23 protein-coding genes are annotated in these 18,991 nt (G+C 38.9%); 4 read left to right on the top strand and 19 right to left on the bottom strand.

Annotation, left to right across the window (positions count from 1 at the left end; translation table 11 throughout):
* Positions 1 to 14: 14 nt before the first annotated feature.
* From IEV27_RS02155 to IEV27_RS02090, 14 genes are all read right to left on the bottom strand, one after another.
* Complete coding sequence (locus IEV27_RS02155) at positions 15 to 425, bottom strand: stage V sporulation protein AB (protein WP_188375805.1); 411 nt, start codon at positions 423 to 425, stop codon at positions 15 to 17.
* Positions 412 to 1,029, bottom strand: a complete 618-nt coding sequence (locus tag IEV27_RS02150; protein WP_188375804.1) for a stage V sporulation protein AA — start codon at positions 1,027 to 1,029, stop codon at positions 412 to 414. The genes IEV27_RS02155 and IEV27_RS02150 overlap by 14 nt, the downstream gene beginning before the upstream one ends.
* 93 nt (positions 1,030 to 1,122) lie before the next feature.
* Entirely contained in the window at positions 1,123 to 1,878 is a 756-nt protein-coding gene (gene sigF / locus IEV27_RS02145; RefSeq protein ID WP_188375803.1) for an RNA polymerase sporulation sigma factor SigF, read from the bottom strand.
* A gap of 9 nt (positions 1,879 to 1,887) precedes the next feature.
* Positions 1,888 to 2,328: an anti-sigma F factor gene (spoIIAB, locus tag IEV27_RS02140; RefSeq protein ID WP_188375802.1), complete on the bottom strand. Its 441-nt coding sequence runs from the start codon at positions 2,326 to 2,328 to the stop codon at positions 1,888 to 1,890.
* Complete coding sequence (gene spoIIAA, locus IEV27_RS02135) at positions 2,325 to 2,678, bottom strand: anti-sigma F factor antagonist (protein ID WP_188375801.1); 354 nt, start codon at positions 2,676 to 2,678, stop codon at positions 2,325 to 2,327. Before spoIIAA ends, spoIIAB begins: the two co-directional genes overlap by 4 nt.
* Before the next feature lie 91 nt (positions 2,679 to 2,769).
* On the bottom strand, positions 2,770 to 3,942 hold the full coding sequence (locus IEV27_RS02130; RefSeq protein ID WP_188375800.1) for a D-alanyl-D-alanine carboxypeptidase family protein: 1,173 nt from the start codon (positions 3,940 to 3,942) through the stop codon (positions 2,770 to 2,772).
* A 121-nt stretch (positions 3,943 to 4,063) separates the two neighbouring features.
* The gene (locus tag IEV27_RS02125) at positions 4,064 to 5,365 is read right to left on the bottom strand and encodes a pyrimidine-nucleoside phosphorylase (protein ID WP_188375799.1); all 1,302 of its coding nucleotides are present in this window, start codon (positions 5,363 to 5,365) and stop codon (positions 4,064 to 4,066) included.
* Positions 5,366 to 5,383: 18 nt separating this feature from the next.
* The gene (locus IEV27_RS02120; RefSeq protein ID WP_188375798.1) at positions 5,384 to 6,202 is read right to left on the bottom strand and encodes a purine-nucleoside phosphorylase; all 819 of its coding nucleotides are present in this window, start codon (positions 6,200 to 6,202) and stop codon (positions 5,384 to 5,386) included.
* 12 nt (positions 6,203 to 6,214) lie between these two features.
* Entirely contained in the window at positions 6,215 to 7,393 is a 1,179-nt protein-coding gene (deoB, locus tag IEV27_RS02115) for a phosphopentomutase (RefSeq protein WP_188375797.1), read from the bottom strand.
* Between the two features lie 95 nt (positions 7,394 to 7,488).
* Entirely contained in the window at positions 7,489 to 8,373 is an 885-nt protein-coding gene (gene xerD / locus IEV27_RS02110; protein ID WP_188375796.1) for a site-specific tyrosine recombinase XerD, read from the bottom strand.
* 5 nt (positions 8,374 to 8,378) lie between these two features.
* A complete protein-coding gene (locus tag IEV27_RS02105) occupies positions 8,379 to 8,597 on the bottom strand; it encodes a DUF4227 family protein (RefSeq protein ID WP_229734814.1) in 219 nt (72 codons plus the stop codon).
* Between the two features lie 177 nt (positions 8,598 to 8,774).
* Positions 8,775 to 9,236: a ferric iron uptake transcriptional regulator gene (gene fur, locus IEV27_RS02100; protein WP_188375794.1), complete on the bottom strand. Its 462-nt coding sequence runs from the start codon at positions 9,234 to 9,236 to the stop codon at positions 8,775 to 8,777.
* Between the two features lie 109 nt (positions 9,237 to 9,345).
* Positions 9,346 to 9,984: a stage II sporulation protein M gene (spoIIM, locus tag IEV27_RS02095; protein ID WP_188375793.1), complete on the bottom strand. Its 639-nt coding sequence runs from the start codon at positions 9,982 to 9,984 to the stop codon at positions 9,346 to 9,348.
* A 123-nt stretch (positions 9,985 to 10,107) separates the two neighbouring features.
* Complete coding sequence (locus tag IEV27_RS02090) at positions 10,108 to 10,653, bottom strand: NUDIX hydrolase (RefSeq protein WP_308808300.1); 546 nt, start codon at positions 10,651 to 10,653, stop codon at positions 10,108 to 10,110.
* A gap of 90 nt (positions 10,654 to 10,743) precedes the next feature.
* Between IEV27_RS02090 and IEV27_RS02085 the strand changes: the two genes are divergently transcribed.
* Complete coding sequence (locus tag IEV27_RS02085) at positions 10,744 to 11,661, top strand: aldo/keto reductase (RefSeq protein WP_188375791.1); 918 nt, start codon at positions 10,744 to 10,746, stop codon at positions 11,659 to 11,661.
* A gap of 225 nt (positions 11,662 to 11,886) precedes the next feature.
* Here the strand turns inward: IEV27_RS02085 and IEV27_RS02080 are convergent, their stop codons facing one another.
* The 5 genes from IEV27_RS02080 to IEV27_RS02060 all read right to left on the bottom strand — a co-directional run bounded on the left by IEV27_RS02080 (position 11,887) and on the right by IEV27_RS02060 (position 15,999).
* Positions 11,887 to 12,105, bottom strand: coding sequence for a YqkE family protein (locus IEV27_RS02080; protein ID WP_188375790.1), 219 nt, complete (start codon positions 12,103 to 12,105; stop codon positions 11,887 to 11,889).
* Entirely contained in the window at positions 12,102 to 12,437 is a 336-nt protein-coding gene (locus tag IEV27_RS02075) for an iron-sulfur cluster biosynthesis family protein (RefSeq protein WP_188375789.1), read from the bottom strand. Before IEV27_RS02075 ends, IEV27_RS02080 begins: the two co-directional genes overlap by 4 nt.
* 71 nt (positions 12,438 to 12,508) lie before the next feature.
* Entirely contained in the window at positions 12,509 to 13,303 is a 795-nt protein-coding gene (locus tag IEV27_RS02070) for an SDR family NAD(P)-dependent oxidoreductase (protein WP_188375788.1), read from the bottom strand.
* A 4-nt stretch (positions 13,304 to 13,307) separates the two neighbouring features.
* Positions 13,308 to 14,273 (bottom strand): MBL fold metallo-hydrolase, encoded by a 966-nt coding sequence (locus tag IEV27_RS02065; protein ID WP_188375787.1) that lies wholly within the window; start codon positions 14,271 to 14,273, stop codon positions 13,308 to 13,310.
* Between the two features lie 109 nt (positions 14,274 to 14,382).
* Positions 14,383 to 15,999, bottom strand: coding sequence for a M20/M25/M40 family metallo-hydrolase (locus tag IEV27_RS02060; RefSeq protein ID WP_188375786.1), 1,617 nt, complete (start codon positions 15,997 to 15,999; stop codon positions 14,383 to 14,385).
* Between the two features lie 79 nt (positions 16,000 to 16,078).
* Here IEV27_RS02060 and IEV27_RS02055 point away from each other — a divergent pair, with 79 nt between their 5' ends.
* From IEV27_RS02055 to rnz, 3 genes are all read left to right on the top strand, one after another.
* Positions 16,079 to 16,831: a glycerophosphodiester phosphodiesterase gene (locus IEV27_RS02055; protein ID WP_188375785.1), complete on the top strand. Its 753-nt coding sequence runs from the start codon at positions 16,079 to 16,081 to the stop codon at positions 16,829 to 16,831.
* Entirely contained in the window at positions 16,828 to 17,979 is a 1,152-nt protein-coding gene (locus IEV27_RS02050) for a glycosyltransferase family 2 protein (RefSeq protein WP_188375784.1), read from the top strand. The genes IEV27_RS02055 and IEV27_RS02050 overlap by 4 nt, the downstream gene beginning before the upstream one ends.
* A 79-nt stretch (positions 17,980 to 18,058) precedes the next feature.
* Positions 18,059 to 18,976, top strand: a complete 918-nt coding sequence (gene rnz, locus IEV27_RS02045; RefSeq protein ID WP_188375783.1) for a ribonuclease Z — start codon at positions 18,059 to 18,061, stop codon at positions 18,974 to 18,976.
* Positions 18,977 to 18,991: the final 15 nt, after the last annotated feature.

Genomic DNA, 18,991 nt, shown 5'->3' with positions numbered 1-18,991 from the left:
TATTACCGACTCCTTCATCTTACAAATAGTACCCATTGAAACAGAGACCCCGCAATTTTCCCTAGAGACAGGGCCATCAACAAGATAAACAAATAATTTTCAATTCCAATTCTTTTAAACAATAAAGGAAATACATTCAATACTTCAGTTAAAGCAGCAGCTAGCATACCAACAAACACCCCGTGCAGTAGACCCCACACAATTAATCCAACAACAGGCAACGTAAAGGAGTGGTCTCCAAACGAAAGATAAATACCAAAAAAAACCCCCAGTATTATGGCAATCTCATAATAGATGATTTTAGATTCTGTATGACTGAGCTGCATCAGTCTCGGAACGATGCCGAGCACAGTAATGAAAGCTACAAAGCCAGCACCAACAGCTATTCCTGATGCGAGCCCTATCAACGACTCAACGATCTTCATCCTTCTGCTCCACCTTATTCTCATGAATAGCTACATAATGATCTAAATCCTCTTGGTATTTGAAAACTTCGACTTCCATAGGGTTAGGCTCTTCATTAAATTTCTTTGAAAACCAATGGTTAAAAAATAAAATCATTCCTATGCCCAGCCCTAAGGAATAGGGGACTTGTATCCATAATGGGTGCTTTTCTTCTTCTCCAGTTAACATATAATGCAGTTTTTGCTGCACAGATTCCATGGCAACATCATAATGAAAATTCATAATAGCCATGGCCGCCCCTATGAAGAGTAACAACCAAATAAACAAAACGACGAAAAATGGAGGTTTCTTCTTCTTTCGCTCGATATGAACAACACATTGATTAGGTCCAAGAATCTCCACTTCCCTTTCTGGAAAACGAGAAACGATTTGATCGACAATAGAATAGCTATCAATAACAATAATGTTTTTATCTTCAGCTTTGATTCTATGTAGAATCATGTTTTCAATGGTTTGTTTCTTTAACAGGGTGCCCGTTACTTTAGCTACATCATAAAGGCGAATTTCTTTCTTAACAGGGATACGAATGGATTGTTTCATACGAACATAAATAGGTGTGGTCATGCTATCGCCTGCCTCTTAAGAACTCATCGTTAGTATGTGACATCTTTACAATTTCATACAAAAGAAAAAACTACGCTGGGTGCGTAGTTTTCGCTAGGAAGAGTCGCTCATTGACTCTTTCATTTGTTCTAATATTTTCTTTTCTAACCTGGACACCTGTACTTGTGAGATTCCAATCCGCTCCGCTACCTCAGATTGAGTCTGGTCTTTAAAATACCTTAAATATATGATAAGGCGTTCCCTCTTATCTAACGTGTTCATGACCTCGTGAAGCGTTAAATGTTCGAACCATCGAGAGTCTTCCTCAGCAATTTGATCGACCAGAGTGATGGGATCTCCTTCACTTTCATATACTGTTTCATAAATAGACTGCGGTGAACGACCTGCATCTTCAGCTTGGATGACTTCTTCTGTCGTCAGCTCAAGAGCTTCGGCCAATTCGTTAATTGTCGGAGATCGTCCATGTTCTTTAAGTAACTCTTCTTTTTTCACACGAATTTTGTGATACGTTTCTTTTAAGCTTCGACTTACTTTCACGCTTCCATCGTCGCGGATAAACCGCTGAATTTCTCCAATAATCATCGGTACAGCATACGTTGAAAATTTCACATCAAAGCTTAAATCAAATTTATCTACAGACTTCAGTAACCCTATACAGCCTATTTGATATAAATCATCTGGGTCATACCCACGCCTTAAATACCGTTGAACAACTGACCAAACAAGACGAGTGTTTTTTTCCACTAAGAAGTGACGAGCTTCCTGATCCCCTGCCTGACTTCGTTTAATTAAATCACGGACTTCCTTGTCGGATAAACGTTCCTCTTTGGTTTCTGTTTTCATATTCATGGCCCCAGCCTAATTACAAATGGCCTTCGTTGAAGTCAACTGCTTTGATAACGTAATTCTCGTTCCTTTATTTTCCTTAGATTGAATATCTACTTGATCCATAAAGTTTTCCATAATCGTAAAGCCCATACCAGACCGTTCCCACTCAGGTTTAGAGGTGTACAATGGTTCTCTCGCGACCTCAATGTCTTCTATTCCTTTGCCAAAGTCTTCAATAATAATTTCAATTTGAGACTGATCTATAGAACACTCTAGAATTACTTTCTCTTCGGCGTTTTCCTCATAGCCATGAATGATAGCATTCGTTACAGCTTCTGAAACAACCGTTTTAATATCCGTCAATTCATCAACCGTAGGGTTTAAAGGACTAATAAACGAGGCTACAGCCACACGCGCCAATGACTCATTTTGACTTATACTTGAGAATTCGATCTTCATATGGTTCTTCATGAAGCCACCCCCAACATTTGCAAAGCAAAATCTTCATTATCGGCAAGTCTGACGATTTTAAACATCCCTGACAGATCAAAAAGACGACGCACTTCTGGTGAGACTGAGCAAATAATCATTTCCCATCCGGCTGCTTGTATTTCCTTATAGCGGCCAAGCATAACCCCTAATCCAGAGCTATCCATAAAAGTAAGCTTTTCTAAGTTCACAATGACGTGCCCTACATTGTTCTGAGCAAGCTGTGCTTGCCATTCTTCTCTTAGGTTTGTGGCTTCATGGTGATCTAGTTCTCCTTCAAGTCGAACAAGTAGTACGGATTCTTTAACGATAAAATTAACGGAAAGACTCAAGTGTAGTTCCTCCTTATCAATTAGAGTCACTTAGTCTTTTCGTAAAGAAAAGCTCATTTTCCTGCTCCAAAACAAAACTAGTGATGAATCGCTAAAACTTCTCAAATCCTGCTAAATTTCTAAATGAACGTTCCCACAATTCAAGCAAGTTAGCTTTCTTCATAGGTTCAGCTGCTTCGAGTCGCACCTTAGAAACCTCTTCAGTTCCATTACTAACTGTTAACCATCCAAGATGATCTCCTTTTTTAATTGGTAAATCAACCGCTTCATTCATAGTGACAGAGGTTGTATAATTCCCTTTTGGTTCATTTTTCCGTTTTAAAACCACTACATCTTTTTCTGGTTTTAGTGGAAGCGTATGCGGAGTCCCTCTTGGGTTGGTCATCTGATGAAGAATATCATCTTTAGAGTGAAGAAGTTCTCCTTCATACTGACCAAATCCATAATCTAACAAGCTGGTGATCGCAGCATTACGTTCTTTTGGTTTTTCAGCTCCCATTACCACTGCAATCATATGAAGATCATCCTTTTTCGCAGTAGCAGTCAGGCAATATTTCGCTTTTTTCGTAAATCCTGTTTTTAACCCGTCCATGCCTGGGTAAGATTTAATAAGCTTATTTGTGTTAACAAGCCAAAATTCATTGTCCTGCCCTTTTCTTAAGTAATCGTCATAAATACTTGTATAATCTGTGATGTTCTCATGCAAAAGCAATTCTCTAGCCATTACCGCCATATCATTTGCTGTACTGTAATGATTATCTGCCGGCAGACCTGTTGGGTTTTCAAAATGTGTATTTTTCAAACCGAGTTCTTTTACTTTATCGTTCATCATTTTTACAAATTCTTTTTCACTTCCCGCGATTCTTTCCGCCAGGGCAACACTAGCGTCGTTACCAGATGCCACAGCTACCCCTTTTAATAAATCATCGACTGACATTTCTTCGCCTTCTTCCAGAAAGATCTGTGAACCGCCCATTGAAGCTGCGTATTCACTTACACGGATCGTTTCATTTAAAGACAGCGTTCCTTTGTCTAGCTCTTCCATGATCAAAAGCAATGTCATAATTTTGGTCATACTCGCTGGCGGCAGTTCTTTATCCGCCTCTTTTTCAAACAATGTCATCCCGCTATTCTTCTCCATCAATATGGCTGATGGGGCATTCTGTGCGATAGACTTGTTATTATCTTCAGCATTCACATAAGTCGGGTAAAACATTGAACAGATAACACTCATGGTTAATAGTAGGCTTATAAACCTATGCATAATGATACCTCCTGCATCTTTAAGTGCTCCTATTTTCCCCTTAACTATGGGTTCTATACTAAAAATAAGATCTGCTGCCACGAAAAAAAGAACCCCACCTCGTGGAGTTCTCTCTTATTCATTATTTAATTACTTTATGAATTAATGTCGGTGTGTCTACTTTATCATCTGTAATCTGGTAGGCCTCTTTCACTTTTTGGATAGAATCCTCAGCTTGTTCGTTATCGCTATGAAGAACAACTAAGGCCTCCCCGGCACGCACGGGATCTCCAATTTTTTTATTTAACGTAATCCCTACCCCATGATTAATGATGTCATCCTTTGTTGCTCGCCCTGCTCCTAAATACATAGCCGCAACACCGATGGATTCAGCATCAATCTCTGCAACGTATCCACCACGATCAGCCTTCACTTCAATTTCATAGGCAGCTTTAGGCAACAAGCTTAAATCATCAATCATCGAAGTATCCCCATGCTGAGCTTCAATAAAGTTACGGAAAGCTTCAAATGCTTTGCCGTTTTCTAAGTTTTTCTCTAGTGCTGCATAGGCCTCTTCATAGGTAGCAAATACTTCTGCTAAAACAGTCATATGAGAAGCTATTTCTAATGATAACTCTCTTAAGTCTTCAACCTTCTTACCTTGAAGAATCTCAGCTGCTTCTCTAATTTCATTCGCATTGCCTACTTCAAATCCTAGAGGTTGATTCATATCACTAATAACTGCGACCGTATTGCGCCCTAAGTTATTTCCAATGTTCACCATCTCACGGGCAAGTGCTTCTGAATCCTCGAGTGTTTTCATAAAAGCGCCGCTTCCCGTTTTAACATCTAAAACAATGCTATCTGCGCCTGAAGCAAGTTTTTTACTCATAATGGAACCTGCGATTAGCGGCAATGAGTTAACCGTACCTGTGACGTCACGCAACGCATAGAGTTTCTTGTCTGCGGGGGCTAAATTACCTGTTTGACCTGCAACAGCTAATTTATGGGTGTTTACATTTTCAATGAACTCATCCTTTGTCATTTCAATCTGCAAGCCCTTGACCGCTTCAAGCTTGTCTAATGTTCCTCCTGTGTGTCCTAGTCCTCGACCAGACATTTTGGCCACAGGAACGCCTGCTGAAGCAACGAGAGGACCAACAATAAAGGTTACCTTATCTCCTACGCCTCCAGTTGAATGCTTGTCTACAATATGTCCGTGAATCGCTGACAAGTCAATCGTTTCACCAGAGTCCACCATAGCTTGTGTTAAGGTCGCTGTTTCTTCTTGTGTCATTCCCTTAAAATATATAGCCATTGTTAACGCAGAAGCTTGATAATCAGGGATCTCACCTTTTGTATACCCATCTACAAAAAATTCGATCTCTTCCTTTGTTAGTTCTCCGCCATCTCTCTTCTTAATAATTACATCAACCATTCTCATGTATTACGCCCCCTTAGTTTATGCCGGCAAAGTTTTAAGTAAATCTTTTACAAACCCAAGAAAATCTTCTCTTACACGTGCTGTTGTTTCAATAACCTCATCATGCGTAAGAGGCTGGTCCAATATCCCCGCCGCCATATTTGAGATACAAGAAATCCCCAGGACACGTATACCTGCGTGATTGGCTACGATTACTTCGGGGACCGTGGACATTCCGACAGCGTCTCCGCCCAGCGTGCGCAGCATACGAACTTCCGCTCCCGTTTCGTAGGCTGGTCCTGTATTTCCAACATATACGCCTTTTTGAATCTGCAGACCAAGTCGCTCTGCACTGTTTTCAGCATGCTGAATTAACGCTCGATCGTAGGCTTCAGACATATCAGGAAAGCGTGGTCCTAAGTCCTCATCATTTGCTCCCATTAATGGATTATCCCCCATATTGTTAATGTGATCTGTGATCACCATAAGATTTCCAGGGTCGAATTCTTCATTAATTCCACCCGCTGCATTTGTTACGAATAATGTGTCAATCCCGATTTCTTTCATTACACGCACTGGGAATGTCACTTGTTTCATATCATAACCTTCGTAATAGTGAAAGCGGCCTTGCATGGCTAATACTTGGCGTCCTTGCAATTGCCCAACCACGAGCTGACCTTTATGACCTGATACAGTGGATTCAGGAAAATGGGGAATCTCATGATAAGGAATGATCGTAGGATTTTCGATTTCCTCAGCTAAAACTCCTAAACCTGATCCCAAGATTAACCCAACCGTTGGTACGTTATTAATTTTATTCTGAATAAATGTTGCTGCCTCTTTACTTTGCATCGCCATTTTTATCTCCCCTTACTTAATATCTTTTAGAAAGCTCTTCCCATGTGCGGGCATTTTAGCAGAAAAGTTATCTGAGATCGTCGCTCCAATATCTGCAAATGTTTGACGCTGGTCTATTTCTTTGCCTTCTTTAATCCCGTTATGATAAACGAGCAAAGGTACCAACTCTCGTGTGTGATCCGTGCCATGATGGACAGGATCATTGCCGTGGTCCGCTGTAATAAGAAGCAGATCATCATCTTTTAACTTTTCTAAGACCTCAGGTAAACGTTGATCAAAAGCTTCAAGCGCTTTACCATACCCTTGAGGGTCTCTACGATGGCCAAACTTCGCATCAAAATCTACGAGGTTTAAGAAGTTTAACCCTTTAAATGGTTTGTCCATCGACGCAACAAGTTGATCCATACCGTCCATGTTATCAGATGTGCGGATGGCCTCAGTAACCCCTTCTCCATCGTAAATATCCGAAATCTTCCCTAATGCTATAACATCAAAATTCGCATCTTCTAAATGATTCATTACCGTTTCACCAAAAGGTTTAAGTGCATAGTCATGACGATTGGATGTGCGTTCAAAAGCACCGGGCTTTCCTACAAAAGGCCGGGCGATCACACGGCCTACCATATACTTTTCATCTAGTGTTAGTTCTCGAGCATATTCACAAATCTCATACAACTCTTCGGGTGGAATCACTTCTTCATGAGCAGCAATTTGAAGAACAGAATCAGCAGAAGTATAAATAATTAAGTCTCCCGTATTCACATGATGTTCACCTAATTCTACTAGAATTTCAGTACCAGAAGCCGGTTTATTCCCAACAATACCTCGACCGGTTTTCTCTTTAATTTGATCTAGCAGCTCATCTGGAAATCCTTCAGGGAAAGTGCGGAAAGGTTGTTGAATATTCAATCCCATGATCTCCCAGTGACCAGTCATTGTATCTTTCCCATTCGATGCTTCTACCATCGTTGTATAGTGAGCACGAGGACTCTCTGCTTTTTCAATGCCTTGTATTGGGCGAATATTACCGAGACCCAGCTGAGCCATATGGGGCATATTTAAACCATTCATATGTTCAGCAATGTGACCCAGGGTATTGGCCCCCTTATCATCAAATTTTTCAGCGTCTGGAGCTTCCCCAATACCAACTGAGTCCATAACAATTAAAAATACTCGTTCAAAAGTTTTCATAACGATACCTCCTAATGTTTACTTTCCCTAAGCTTGCAAAATATAGTCAAAAAATAATAGTTGTAGGATGTCAGACAACTAAAAACAAAAAGAGACTACGCCCTCGGATGATACGAGCGATAGACATCTTTCAATCGAGTTTTAGTAACATGGGTATAAACTTGGGTCGTAGATATATCAGCATGTCCCAGCATCTCTTGCACAGCTCTTAAATCTGCTCCATTTTCCAGTAAATGCGTTGCAAAAGAGTGTCTCAGCGTGTGCGGTGTAATTTCCTTTGTCACTCCCGCCTGCCTAGCAACCGCTTTCAATATCTTCCAAAACCCTTGTCTCGATAAACGAGAACCGTGTTGATTCACAAATAATTCTTCCGTTTGCTTTTGCTTGACTAGTTGTGCTCTAGGACCATTGAGGTAGGCTTCAAGCGCCTCTTTAGCTAGATCCCCTAGCGGAATAATTCTTTCTTTAGACCCTTTCCCCATGCATCGTACAAAACCCATCGTTAAATGTAGATCACTAACTTTTAATGTAATAAGTTCAGTGACGCGCAATCCTGTAGCATATAGTATTTCAAGCATCGCTTTATTTCTATACGTTAAAGGATCTTTAGCCGGTAAATTTAACAGCTTGTCTACATCATCTGAAGATAAGACTTTGGGCAGCTTTCGTTCTTTTTTTGGCGTTTCGATATGTAGGCTCGGGTCTTGGTTTGTAATTTTTTCGCGAACCAGAAATTGATGATAAAGGCGAATCGAAGATAAAAACCGAGCCACAGTGGCCGAAGACCGTCCTTTATCATTTAATGCATGCAAATACTTCATAATATGAGTCCGCGACACTTCATCCCAATCTTCTACATTCAATTCTTGTAAAAATAAATGGTATTGATTTAAATCTCTCTTATAAGAATGAATGGTATTTTGGGACAGCCCCCGCTCTACAGTTAAATAATGAAAAAAATCTTCCAAGGCAAATTTCATTCCGTCTACTCTCCTAATTGAAAGAAAATCGATAAGCGATTCGACCAATCTGACCCCATAGGATTCATTACCTTGACCGCTGCACCTTCAGGTGGGTCGTACCGATGACTTCTTTCGTGCTGATCGTGAATGACGCGCAGAGCTACATAAAATACACTTGTACATATTGTAAATATAATTAAAACCTTCACAATCTCTTTAAATTGTGTGTTATTTTTAGACATAAGCTCCTCCATAAACTTTATTTATACAGGATATGTCTAAAAATCATACGAGTATACATACAAATTACGTTTCTAAAATTAACATAAACGATTTCTATACATTTGTAAATAGAAACCTATCAACTAATAAAACCGTCACGAATACTAGATTCATAACGGTTTTACGATCATCAATGTTTAATTGGAGCTATTCGCAACTGCAGCTTTTTGACAAACTTTACAAACCCCATGAAAGGTTAATCGGTGATCCTTAACTTGGAATCCCCACTGATTTTCCACTAGTTTCTCAACATCACCTAGCAAATCTTCTTCAATTTCTTCTACGGATCCGCATTCAGTGCAAACAAGGTGGTGATGAAAATGTTCAGCACCCTCTTTACGTAAATCATAACGAGATACGCCATCTCCGAAGTTAATTTTATCAACAACTTTAAGCTCTGATAATAATTCTAATGTACGATATACTGTAGCCAGGCCAATTTCAGGTGCTTTCTCTTTTACGAGGAGGTAAACATCTTCGGCACTTAAATGGTCGGCCTCATTTTCCAAAAGAACTCTTACAGTAGCTTCTCGCTGCGGTGTCAGTTTATAACTCTGGGAATGTAATTGCTTTTTAATCCGTTCCAAACGATGTTCCATCTCGTCGTCCCTCCCTCGTAATTCCATTTTAATTATAAGCAGAGAAGGAAACAGTGTCAAATTAAAATAATTATAAAGTGTTAATGATAATCATTATAATTTAACACTTTTATTTGTATATCCATTTCACAGCTACCTCTAATAAAGGGTGAGCGATAAATACTTCTATCAACGAAGCCGTAACTAAAATGAGCAGCAGCGCACCAAATAACAGGCTGTATTTTGCAAAAGCTTGCAAAATAGGTTGATGAACCCTTTTTATAAATAGTTGCTTACACAACGTTAGTGAGAAAAGTAAAGCTAAGGCTCCAGCTAATAAATAAACAGGGATAATAATTAAATTTTGAGGAGCTATAGAAGCTGAGGAAAGCAGCAAACCATACCATCCCATCTGATTAACGAGAAACCCTACTGAAAAACCGACCACTAGTCCCTTAATAAATAACAACACGGTTATAATTGGCATACCTACAATCGAAATGCCTAATAGGAACAGTAAGAGCATGTATTTTACATGGTAAAGAATACTATCTTTTAATAAAGCTGTCTTATCTGGATTGCTTCGGTCTACCATTTGTTCAAAGAACTGTTTTAGATAAAAGAATAGATCCTCTTTCTGTACAAAATTCATACTGTTCACGATTATGGCACCAAATACCATGCCCATAATAAACAATACAAATATAAAAACGAAGATGCTTATATGGTTGTTAAAGTCACTTTTTACCATTCTTACGCCACGCTGCATCTACTCTTCATCCTTTCTCATCATCGATCTATAAGTACTCTATGAGCGGAGAAGGAAAAGTAGACCAAGAAAGAGAGATTTCTTAACGCAAGATTACGGTCTCTTAGTTTCTATATATTGCTTTTATTTCAACCCTCTTATTTTTAAATAGAGTAAAGCATAAGATGTTTTAGCATCATGTATTCGTTGTTCTTTTTCAAGCTGTTCGGCTTCTTCTAATGTGAGCTCCATTAACTCGACAAATTCATCTTCATCCCCTGCCACATTATGCTCTAATTTCGTTAATTGATCTGTGAAATACACATTAACAAGTTCATCAGCAAATCCGGGTGAGGTGTAGAAGCTATTAATTAACTGTAGGTTATCTGTCGTATAGCCCGTTTCTTCTTCTAATTCTCGTTTTGCCGTTACGAGCGGATCTTCCCCTTCTTCCAGCTTTCCTGCGGGAATCTCCACCACGCTCTTTTCCAGCGCTTTACGATATTGTTCTACAAATATAATTTTTCCGTCTTCTTTTTGAGCAATAACTGCTACAGCTCCAGGATGTTTAATGATCTCTCGTTTAGATGTATTCCCATCGGGTAAAGTAACTGTGTCTACTTTTAAGTGAACAATCTTCCCTTTAAATATTTCTTTCGATTCTGTAGTTACTTCTTCAAATTTACGCACAAACATTCATCCTCTCTTTTCATCTATCGATAGTTTATCATAGAGAGAGTAAATAATAGAATGATGATTATATAACGAAAGGAAGATTAGATGAATAAAAGACAAATTGGTCATACGGATTTATATATTTCAGAATTGAGTCTTGGGTGTATGTCACTCGGCAAGGATCCTAATAAGGCCAAAGAAATTATTGACCGAGCATTAAATGCAGGAATTAATTATTTAGATACAGCCGATCTTTATGATTTTGGGGAGAACGAGCGAATTGTCGGAGAGGCCATCAAAGGGCGACGCGAAGATATTCTCATCGGCACAAAAGCTGGTAATAAATTCACCCCGGGACAAGAAGGATGGACATGGGACCCATCTAAGTCTCATATAAAAAGCACTGTAAAAGACAGTCTACAGCGCTTAGGTATTGATTATATTGACCTCTATCAACTTCACGGAGGCACGATTGATGATCCTATTGATGAAACAATTGAAGCTTTTGAAGAATTAAAATCGGAAGGATTAATTAGGGAATACGGCATTTCCTCCATTCGCCCGAATGTCATAAGGGAATTTGTTAAAAAGTCAAACATAGCAACAGTGATGATGCAATATAGTGCTTTTGACCGTCGCCCTGAAGAACTATTGGGATTTCTTGAAGAAAACAATATTAGCGTATTAGCTCGAGGACCCTTGGCGAAAGGAATGTTATCCTCTAAAGGACAGGAGAAAGTGAACCAAAAAGGAAAAGATGGATTCTTAGACTATAGCTATGAAGAACTGCTTGCAACCATCGATAAATGGAAAGATTATGAAAGCGATGAGAGAACCCTGGAAGCCTTAGCCTTACAATATATTCTTCATCACACTACTGTAGCCACTGCAGTGTTTGGGGCGAGTTCATTAGATCAGTTGGAAGAAAATCTTAGCTACCTGGAGGCTGCCCCGCTAACAGAACAAATATTTGGAGAAATTCAAACGTTAACTAAATCATTAACCTATCAAAAACACCGGTAATAAAAACGCCCACTCAGCTGGGCGTTTTTTTTATCGTTTAACTGTTTAAAACGTTGGTATTGTTATTTCCAGATCACGGCAGGACGTTCCAATATTTTTGTGTCGAGAAAGGGGCTCAAAAAAAGCCATAGCAGGCTCATCATACGCCCACCGAAAGCGACTCGTTTCACCACCCAACGGAACTCTTCTTTATTTACTGAAAAATATTTACACTGAAAACAAAGCCTATCTTTTGAATTTTTTCCAGTCCAATTCACTTTCATTTAATAACTCTTCGAAGCTTTTATTCGCCTCTCGTTCTTCTCTTTCCTTCACCTTTTTTTGCCGCTCTTTCTCTTCTCTTTCTTTTTCTTGTTGTTTTAACGTTGATTTTTTATCTTGCAGCTGCTTAAGCAAGTCTCCATTTAATTGTTCGGACAATGATCCTTTATTTTTATTTTTCATAGTGCCACCTCGTTTTTCACAGTTCCTGTTGGAATAATCGGATTTAATATCCCTTCAGGACTTGATAAGCGAAATGTCCCTTTTACAAGATCAAGCTTCATTTCTTTTCTAAAAAAAATGGCTTGTTGATGGTCAATAATAACAGGGAGATGTTCATTCTCCACTTCTTGATCGGCTTCTCTCTTATTTGTATCGACTAAGCGGATCGTAGGTTGTCCATTAACTCCACATCCTAATCCTTCAGTATCGTAATAAAGCCTAAGTGTAGTGTGACATTCATCCATTAACAAATTTAATTGTTCCCATGCTGCTTCTGTGATCGTTAGCTTCATCTTATCACCTCTTCATGTTTCCATCATAAATAAGGTAAATAGGCAAATCAATCCTCATGCTGAGTTTGTCCCTATTTTTTGTTAAATTGAGATCTTAACAAGGTTTCGAATAAAGATGGATAAAGCTGATAACATTTACTTCCAAGGTCCATCCAAACAGGTCTATTAATTTCACGTTTTGGTATGAACAGCGTTTGTACAATTGCACGTGCTACTCGGTTAGGGTGAAGCATGATTTTTTGCACGGCCTTTTCATACTTACCTGTTGGATCAGCATATTGAAAGAAATTAGTTTTTACAGGTCCAAGGTTTACTGTGGTTACATAAACTCCGTATGGCTCAGCTTCCATTCTAAGCGCATTAGAGAATCCTATAATGGCATGTTTAGTGGCTGAATAAACAGCCGATTTTGGAGTAGCCATCTTGCCTGATTGGGACCCTATATTAATAATATGCCCCCTTCTTTGTTCAATTAAGTAAGGTAATGTCTCATAGGTGGAGCGGAACGCAGCTCTAATGTTTACACTTATCATTTGATTAATATCATTCCAATTTGATTCGTTTACGGCATCAAATTTCCCTATTCCGGCATTGTTAATGAGAGCATCTAGAGAGCCTCGTTCTGTATAAATGGTTTGTAAAACGTCTTTCCACATCTTATCGTCAGATAAATCTGCTTCGTAACAATGGACAGGAACATCATATTTTCTTTCAATCATATCTTTAATAACACGCAGCTTGTTTATAGAACGAGATACAAGGATTGGTTCGCCGCCTTGGCCAGCGACATGAATTGCTAAATACATTCCAATTCCATTTGAAGCACCAGTAATTAATATCTTTTTTCCTTTTAAAATTTTCTTCATATGATCACCTGTTTACATAATAAAATTTTTGTTCACCTATGAAATGAAAACGAATTTGATTGGTATCTTCTAAATAATCCAATTGGCCAATCGTTTCAGACATCGTTAAGCCGAATTGAGATTGTAGGTGTCTAGGAAATAACTTTTCACAAACTTGATAAGCGGTCATCTCTCCCCCTTGCAGCATGCTTAATACTTTAGCTGCTCTGACTTCCTGACTCTTTAGCCTTTGTGTAATTAAAGCATCCATCTCAAGAAATACTTCTCCATGACCAGGATAAACTGTATCTACATGATAATGTAAAAGCTTTTTCATTGAGTCTCTGTACTGAAGTAAGGGACGCGGCCGAGGTTTACTTGCAGCCTTCGGAGGTTCCAAAAGCGGGTTCGATGATATGTGAGCCAACAAATGATCTCCACCAATTAGAGATTGATCACTCTCTCTATAAAGGGAGATATGACTTTGCGCATGGCCGGGTGTTTCAATCACCTTCCATTCAGGATGGCCAGTGAGTACATCTCCTTCTACCAACTCTTCTTTAAGCTTACCGGAAGATGTCCATTTTAATGGTTTTCGCAAATTCTTAAGTAAATAGAAAAATTCTTCGGGTACACCTGATTCCGTGTACATTTGCTGAAAAAAGTCTTCGTATCTAATAAAAAACGCTTCATCTTGTTCATACCATGGACGCACTAAAGGATGACCGGCCACTGATTTTAGATGAGGAAAATTCTCTACAAGCCCCATATGATCAGGATGATGGTGTGTTAATACAATTTGTTCAATATCATTAGGTGTTACATCAAGTTTTTTTAGCTCCCCCTTCATCGCCTGCCACGCTTCTTCAGTTTTCACTCCCGCATCAATTAACGTTAACATGTCGCCTTCTAACAAATAGGCATGTACATCTCCTACAGCATAAGGAGTGGGCATGGTAATTTGATGAATGGTATCCTTAATCGTTCTCATTCTATAACCTCCAAAAAGTGAATGGTCATTCATTATTCATTCTAGCATGATTTTTCCTATTATCCTATTTGTTTATACGACAGATAGAAAAACCGCCCAGGAGGCGGTTTTATGAGCGGAACATATGATGAATAGTATTTGTTAAAATGACAGGAAGTTTTTCAAAACTATAAGTTAACTCTAAACGTTCTGTCCACTGATGAGGATCTTTTCCTAAAGGACCTATGTTAATAATAGGCATTGTAATGGACTCCATTAAATTCGATGGTAAATTAAATCCCTTTCCTTGGATCGGCATTTGGTCGACTAACTGTTGTATGGAAGATTGGGTAGATACTGGACCAACGAAACTTAAATCAGATAAACCAGTAAAGTACTCTTGCGTTTGCAACTCCATGCCAAATGACTGACGAGCATAATCCATTGCATACTGTGAAGTCTCTTTAATAAAAGGATCGTCATTAGATGATACTGCCGGATAAAACGGCGGACTGTAAAAAAGCACCATCATTGGCGTTATATCTTTGCATAAAGCTGCAAGATCTTGAACTAATAACGTAGAAAAATCCCGATCTCCTTGATCCCTTTGTTTCATTAATAAGTTTTGTCTTCTCTTCACTTCTTCCTTACCGTAACGGTCCACAGCCGCCTTATAAAGCTGTTCGTACGTTAAAACGGTAATATTCGGTTTAAAGGTAGACTTTTGATTTTCGTCTAAATAAAAAGAAGCTTGCTTATAGTAATGATCGATAACATTCTTCTTTGCTCTCTCGGCGGCTTGAATTAACTTTTTATTAATATCTTCTATGGATTGTTTCATGTATAGAACATTATACATCGTTACAGCAGCTTGGGGACTTTGAACTGAATATTCTTCTTTTAAGTCTCGTTGCATTAGACTGATCGGAGGGGGGGTCTTTTCTCCATCTACTTCTTCAATAAAAGCTTCATTCAGTTCTAATTCCTTTGCTAAGTAACTGATCATTAAGTTGGCATTTAATCCGCCAAACGGTTCCCCTGCATGCGTTTCTTTCCCGTAACAAAGAAACCCGGGGAGCGCTTTGCCAATTGATCCCGTGTAAAGGTAGTAAGCTGGATCCCCCGGATACTTACTAAACATCGGTTCCCCGTTAAGGGCTGCTTTATAAGTAAGGTTAAATTTATCTTTTAATTCATCCAATACCGGGAGAGCGGCAAGCATTCCTTCAGAATTCACTTCTTCATCCGGAACAGCTATAAGCAGTAAGTTTCCTTTAAATTCTCCATTCATGGCTTTTTCCAACAATGATAATTGAACGGTTAAGCCAGCCTTCATATCCATCGTACCGCGGCCGAATATCCACTGACCCGTTTGTAAATCCCGAGCTGCCTGTGAAGGTAATGCATCTACGTTTTTTTGGAACTCCTGGGTAAGCTCTTTAGGGTAAAAGGCTAAGTTTCCCCATGATCCATAGTCCTGGACCGACACTACGTCTGCATGGGAAATTAAAACAATCGTTTCGCTAGCTTCATCTTGTTTTACAAGAGCTGAGACAAATTGGCGTCCATCCTCTAAGGGATGTAACTTTAAGTACTCTGGATGTTTTTGATAATATTCCTGATCGCTTAAAATATAATATAAATATTCAAAGATTGCGATCTCAGCATTAGAACCTGTGATACTAGGGTATTCCACTAATGAACATAATAAATCGATCAGCTGTTCTTTCGTTTGCCATTTACTCATAAAGAACCACTCCCTTTGACTTTTCCTATTTCATCACCCACAATCAAAACGAATTAAACCTTTAATTGAGGTGAAAAGTGTGAAAAAAACTCTAATTTACGCTCATCGAGGAGCGAGTAAGCTTGCTCCTGAAAATACAATGCCTGCCTATCAACTCGCTAGTGAATCCGGAGCTGACGGCATAGAAATAGACGTCCAGCTGACTAAAGACCGAATTCCAGTTCTTATTCACGACGAAAATGTACGCAGAACTACAAACGGAACTGGCTTTGTTCAAGAGTACACATTAGATTATATAAAAAAACTGGATGCAGGAAGCTGGTTTTCTACAAAATTTTCTGATTGTTCTATTGTAACATTGGAAGAATTTCTATGCTGGTTCAAATTCAAACCTATGGTATTAAATGTAGAACTGAAAACAAACGTGATCGAATATAAGGAAATTGAAAACATCGTATACGAAGCATTAGCGAAACACCGCATGCTAAATCGAACTGTTATTTCCAGTTTTAACTTAAATAGTATTACAAGAATGCATGAGATAAATCCAAATGTTCAAACAGCTTTTCTAACTTCGACAAAACGTCAGAACTTAGCGAAATTTGCTAAAGAAAACGGATCCACATCCTTACATGTTAAGTATCGCTTACTTGATAAAAAGTTACTTAAAAACTGCCGAAGAAACGATATGTCCTTGAGAGTTTACACCATTAATCGACCTTCTTATATGGAAAAATGCTTCAACCTTGGCTGTGACGGCATTTTCACAGATGTGCCTCACGAAGCTGTGGAGTACCGGAAAAAATTTCAAAAAGTGAGTGAGCAATTATGATTATTTACTTCTACATTCTGCTCCTTGGCTTTTGGATATGGATACTAGTGGAGTTCTTACGTGGGTTTAAAACTATAGAATCGATTGACCATTATCCAATGAAAGAAACTCCTCAACTTGTTTCTGTTATTGTTGCGGCAAAAGATGAAGAAAGGCATATTGAAGACACAATCCTTTCTATAGTTGCTCAAGAAAACATAGAACTCGAACTGATTGTCGTAAATGACCGTTCTAGCGATCGGACAAAACAAATAATTGACGACATTAGCAGCCGCCACTCTAATGTTAAAGCAATTACTATAACCAGCTTGCCAAACGGATGGCTGGGAAAAAATTACGCCTTATATGAAGGAGTTAAACTTGCACGCAGCAACTATTTATTGTTTACCGACGCAGACGTGGTTTTTGATAAAACTGCTTTAGCTCGTGCATTTAATTATATGGTCACCCACGAGGCTGATCATGTTACTGTAGCTCCTCACTTAAAGGCCTCATCTTTTCTCCTAAAAGGCCTCATTTCTTATTTTCTTTTTGGATTTAGTTATTTAAATAAACCGTGGGAAGCTAACAAAACATCCTCCAAAAAAGGGATTGGCATAGGTGCCTTTCAACTCATCACAAGAAAGTGTTATACAGGTGTAGGCGGTCACGAACGATTACGGCTTCGACCTGATGATGATCTCGCATTAGGTCAACTTGTTAAAAATTCTAGGTATAAGCAGAGGTTCGTTACTTCTCTTCTGCGTCTCACTGTGGAGTGGTACCCCAACTTAAACGCAGCTTTTAAGGGTTTCGAGAAGAATGCCTTCGCTGGTTTAAATTATTCTTATTTTATGGCTGGCTTTGCCATTACAGGAGTTATTATTTCTCAAATATTCCCTTTCTGGCATCTTTTTTATGGTTCGAGCACTGAGCAATTGCTCAGTGGAATCACGGTGCTCCTCGTGACCATGGCCTATACAATTTCTACCTTACACTTTACACGCTACCCTATTTGGATAGTGGTTGGCTGGCCGCTGTTTTCCCTTCTATTTGTGTACATGCTCTCTAGAGCGTTGCTGTTAACAATGACTCGAAAGGAAATAAGCTGGCGTGATAGCCGTTATTCTATAGATGAATTAAAGAAATTTTATAAAGATACAAAATAAAGAAGCTGATAGCTCTAAGATAAAATGAAGTGTATCTACTTTATTGCGGTGGTATGATAGATAGAAAGGGGGAACATATATGGAGCTATTTTTTTTAGGTACAGGCTCAGGAGTACCTTCAAAAGAACGCAATGTCTCTTCCCTCGTCCTTCGATTACTTGAAAAAAGCGGAAGAACGTGGGTATTTGACTGCGGAGAAGCTACACAACATCAAATACTAAGCACTAATATACGGCCAAGACGAATTGAAAAAATATTTATTACACACTTACATGGAGATCACATATATGGATTACCCGGTTTATTAAGCAGTCGTTCATTTCAAGGAGGAGAAACTCCAATAACGATTTATGGTCCCAGCGGATTGAAGGATTATATCGAAATCAGCTTAAGTATCAGCGGAACACGATTGAAGTACCCTCTTTATATTGAAGAGGTAGAAGAAGGCTTTCTATTTGAAGATGAGGATTATGAAGTTGAAGCAATTAAACTGCAACATGGTCTTGAAAGTTTCGGTTATCTCATTAAAGAAAAAGACAAGCTTGGAGAACTGCTTCCAGATCGGCTGAAGGAATTAGGTGTTCATCCCGGCCCTATTTATCAAGAAATTAAAGAACAGGAGAAAACAATCCTAGAAAATGGCCGCACCATTCATAGGGATGAAGTATTAGGTCCTCCCAAGAAAGGAAGAAAACTAGCCATTCTTGGGGATACGCGTTATTTGCCAAAACTTAAAGAAAAGCTGTCGGAAGTGGATGTGCTTGTTCATGAAGCTACTTTTGCTAGTGAGGAAGAAGCAATGGCTCATGATTACTTTCATTCTACAGTGAAACAAGCTGCTCAATTAGCTAAACAAGCCAATGTAAAAGAGCTTATTCTCACCCATATTTCCTCTCGTTATCACGGAGAGGCCGTAAAACAGCTAGAGAGAGAAGCAAAATCCATCTTTGATCGCACATCGATTGCCTTTGATTTTTACCAGCATCAAATCAAATAAGTAGGAGGCCAACTT

Origin of the sequence: Halobacillus andaensis (assembly GCF_014636475.1) — a bacterium.
GTDB lineage: Bacteria > Bacillota > Bacilli > Bacillales > Halobacillaceae > Halobacillus_A > Halobacillus_A andaensis.
The sequence above is the reverse complement of the archived record's forward strand: the minus strand, read 5'-3'. Positions and strand labels throughout refer to the sequence as shown.

What these genes read in the sequence shown, in the direction of transcription:
- IEV27_RS02155 (WP_188375805.1), bottom strand. Translation starts at nt 425, where the DNA reads ATGAAGATCGTTGAGTCGTTGATAGGGCTCGCATCAGGAATAGCTGTT.
- IEV27_RS02150 (WP_188375804.1), bottom strand. Translation starts at nt 1,029, where the DNA reads ATGACCACACCTATTTATGTTCGTATGAAACAATCCATTCGTATCCCT.
- sigF (WP_188375803.1), bottom strand. Translation starts at nt 1,878, where the DNA reads ATGAATATGAAAACAGAAACCAAAGAGGAACGTTTATCCGACAAGGAA.
- spoIIAB (WP_188375802.1), bottom strand. Translation starts at nt 2,328, where the DNA reads ATGAAGAACCATATGAAGATCGAATTCTCAAGTATAAGTCAAAATGAG.
- IEV27_RS02130 (WP_188375800.1), bottom strand. Translation starts at nt 3,942, where the DNA reads ATGCATAGGTTTATAAGCCTACTATTAACCATGAGTGTTATCTGTTCA.
- IEV27_RS02125 (WP_188375799.1), bottom strand. Translation starts at nt 5,365, where the DNA reads ATGAGAATGGTTGATGTAATTATTAAGAAGAGAGATGGCGGAGAACTA.
- IEV27_RS02120 (WP_188375798.1), bottom strand. Translation starts at nt 6,202, where the DNA reads ATGGCGATGCAAAGTAAAGAGGCAGCAACATTTATTCAGAATAAAATT.
- deoB (WP_188375797.1), bottom strand. Translation starts at nt 7,393, where the DNA reads ATGAAAACTTTTGAACGAGTATTTTTAATTGTTATGGACTCAGTTGGT.
- xerD (WP_188375796.1), bottom strand. Translation starts at nt 8,373, where the DNA reads ATGAAATTTGCCTTGGAAGATTTTTTTCATTATTTAACTGTAGAGCGG.
- IEV27_RS02105 (WP_229734814.1), bottom strand. Translation starts at nt 8,597, where the DNA reads ATGTCTAAAAATAACACACAATTTAAAGAGATTGTGAAGGTTTTAATT.
- fur (WP_188375794.1), bottom strand. Translation starts at nt 9,236, where the DNA reads ATGGAACATCGTTTGGAACGGATTAAAAAGCAATTACATTCCCAGAGT.
- spoIIM (WP_188375793.1), bottom strand. Translation starts at nt 9,984, where the DNA reads ATGCAGCGTGGCGTAAGAATGGTAAAAAGTGACTTTAACAACCATATA.
- IEV27_RS02085 (WP_188375791.1), top strand. Translation starts at nt 10,744, where the DNA reads ATGAATAAAAGACAAATTGGTCATACGGATTTATATATTTCAGAATTG.
- IEV27_RS02080 (WP_188375790.1), bottom strand. Translation starts at nt 12,105, where the DNA reads ATGAAAAATAAAAATAAAGGATCATTGTCCGAACAATTAAATGGAGAC.
- IEV27_RS02075 (WP_188375789.1), bottom strand. Translation starts at nt 12,437, where the DNA reads ATGAAGCTAACGATCACAGAAGCAGCATGGGAACAATTAAATTTGTTA.
- IEV27_RS02070 (WP_188375788.1), bottom strand. Translation starts at nt 13,303, where the DNA reads ATGAAGAAAATTTTAAAAGGAAAAAAGATATTAATTACTGGTGCTTCA.
- IEV27_RS02065 (WP_188375787.1), bottom strand. Translation starts at nt 14,273, where the DNA reads ATGAGAACGATTAAGGATACCATTCATCAAATTACCATGCCCACTCCT.
- IEV27_RS02060 (WP_188375786.1), bottom strand. Translation starts at nt 15,999, where the DNA reads ATGAGTAAATGGCAAACGAAAGAACAGCTGATCGATTTATTATGTTCA.
- IEV27_RS02050 (WP_188375784.1), top strand. Translation starts at nt 16,828, where the DNA reads ATGATTATTTACTTCTACATTCTGCTCCTTGGCTTTTGGATATGGATA.
- rnz (WP_188375783.1), top strand. Translation starts at nt 18,059, where the DNA reads ATGGAGCTATTTTTTTTAGGTACAGGCTCAGGAGTACCTTCAAAAGAA.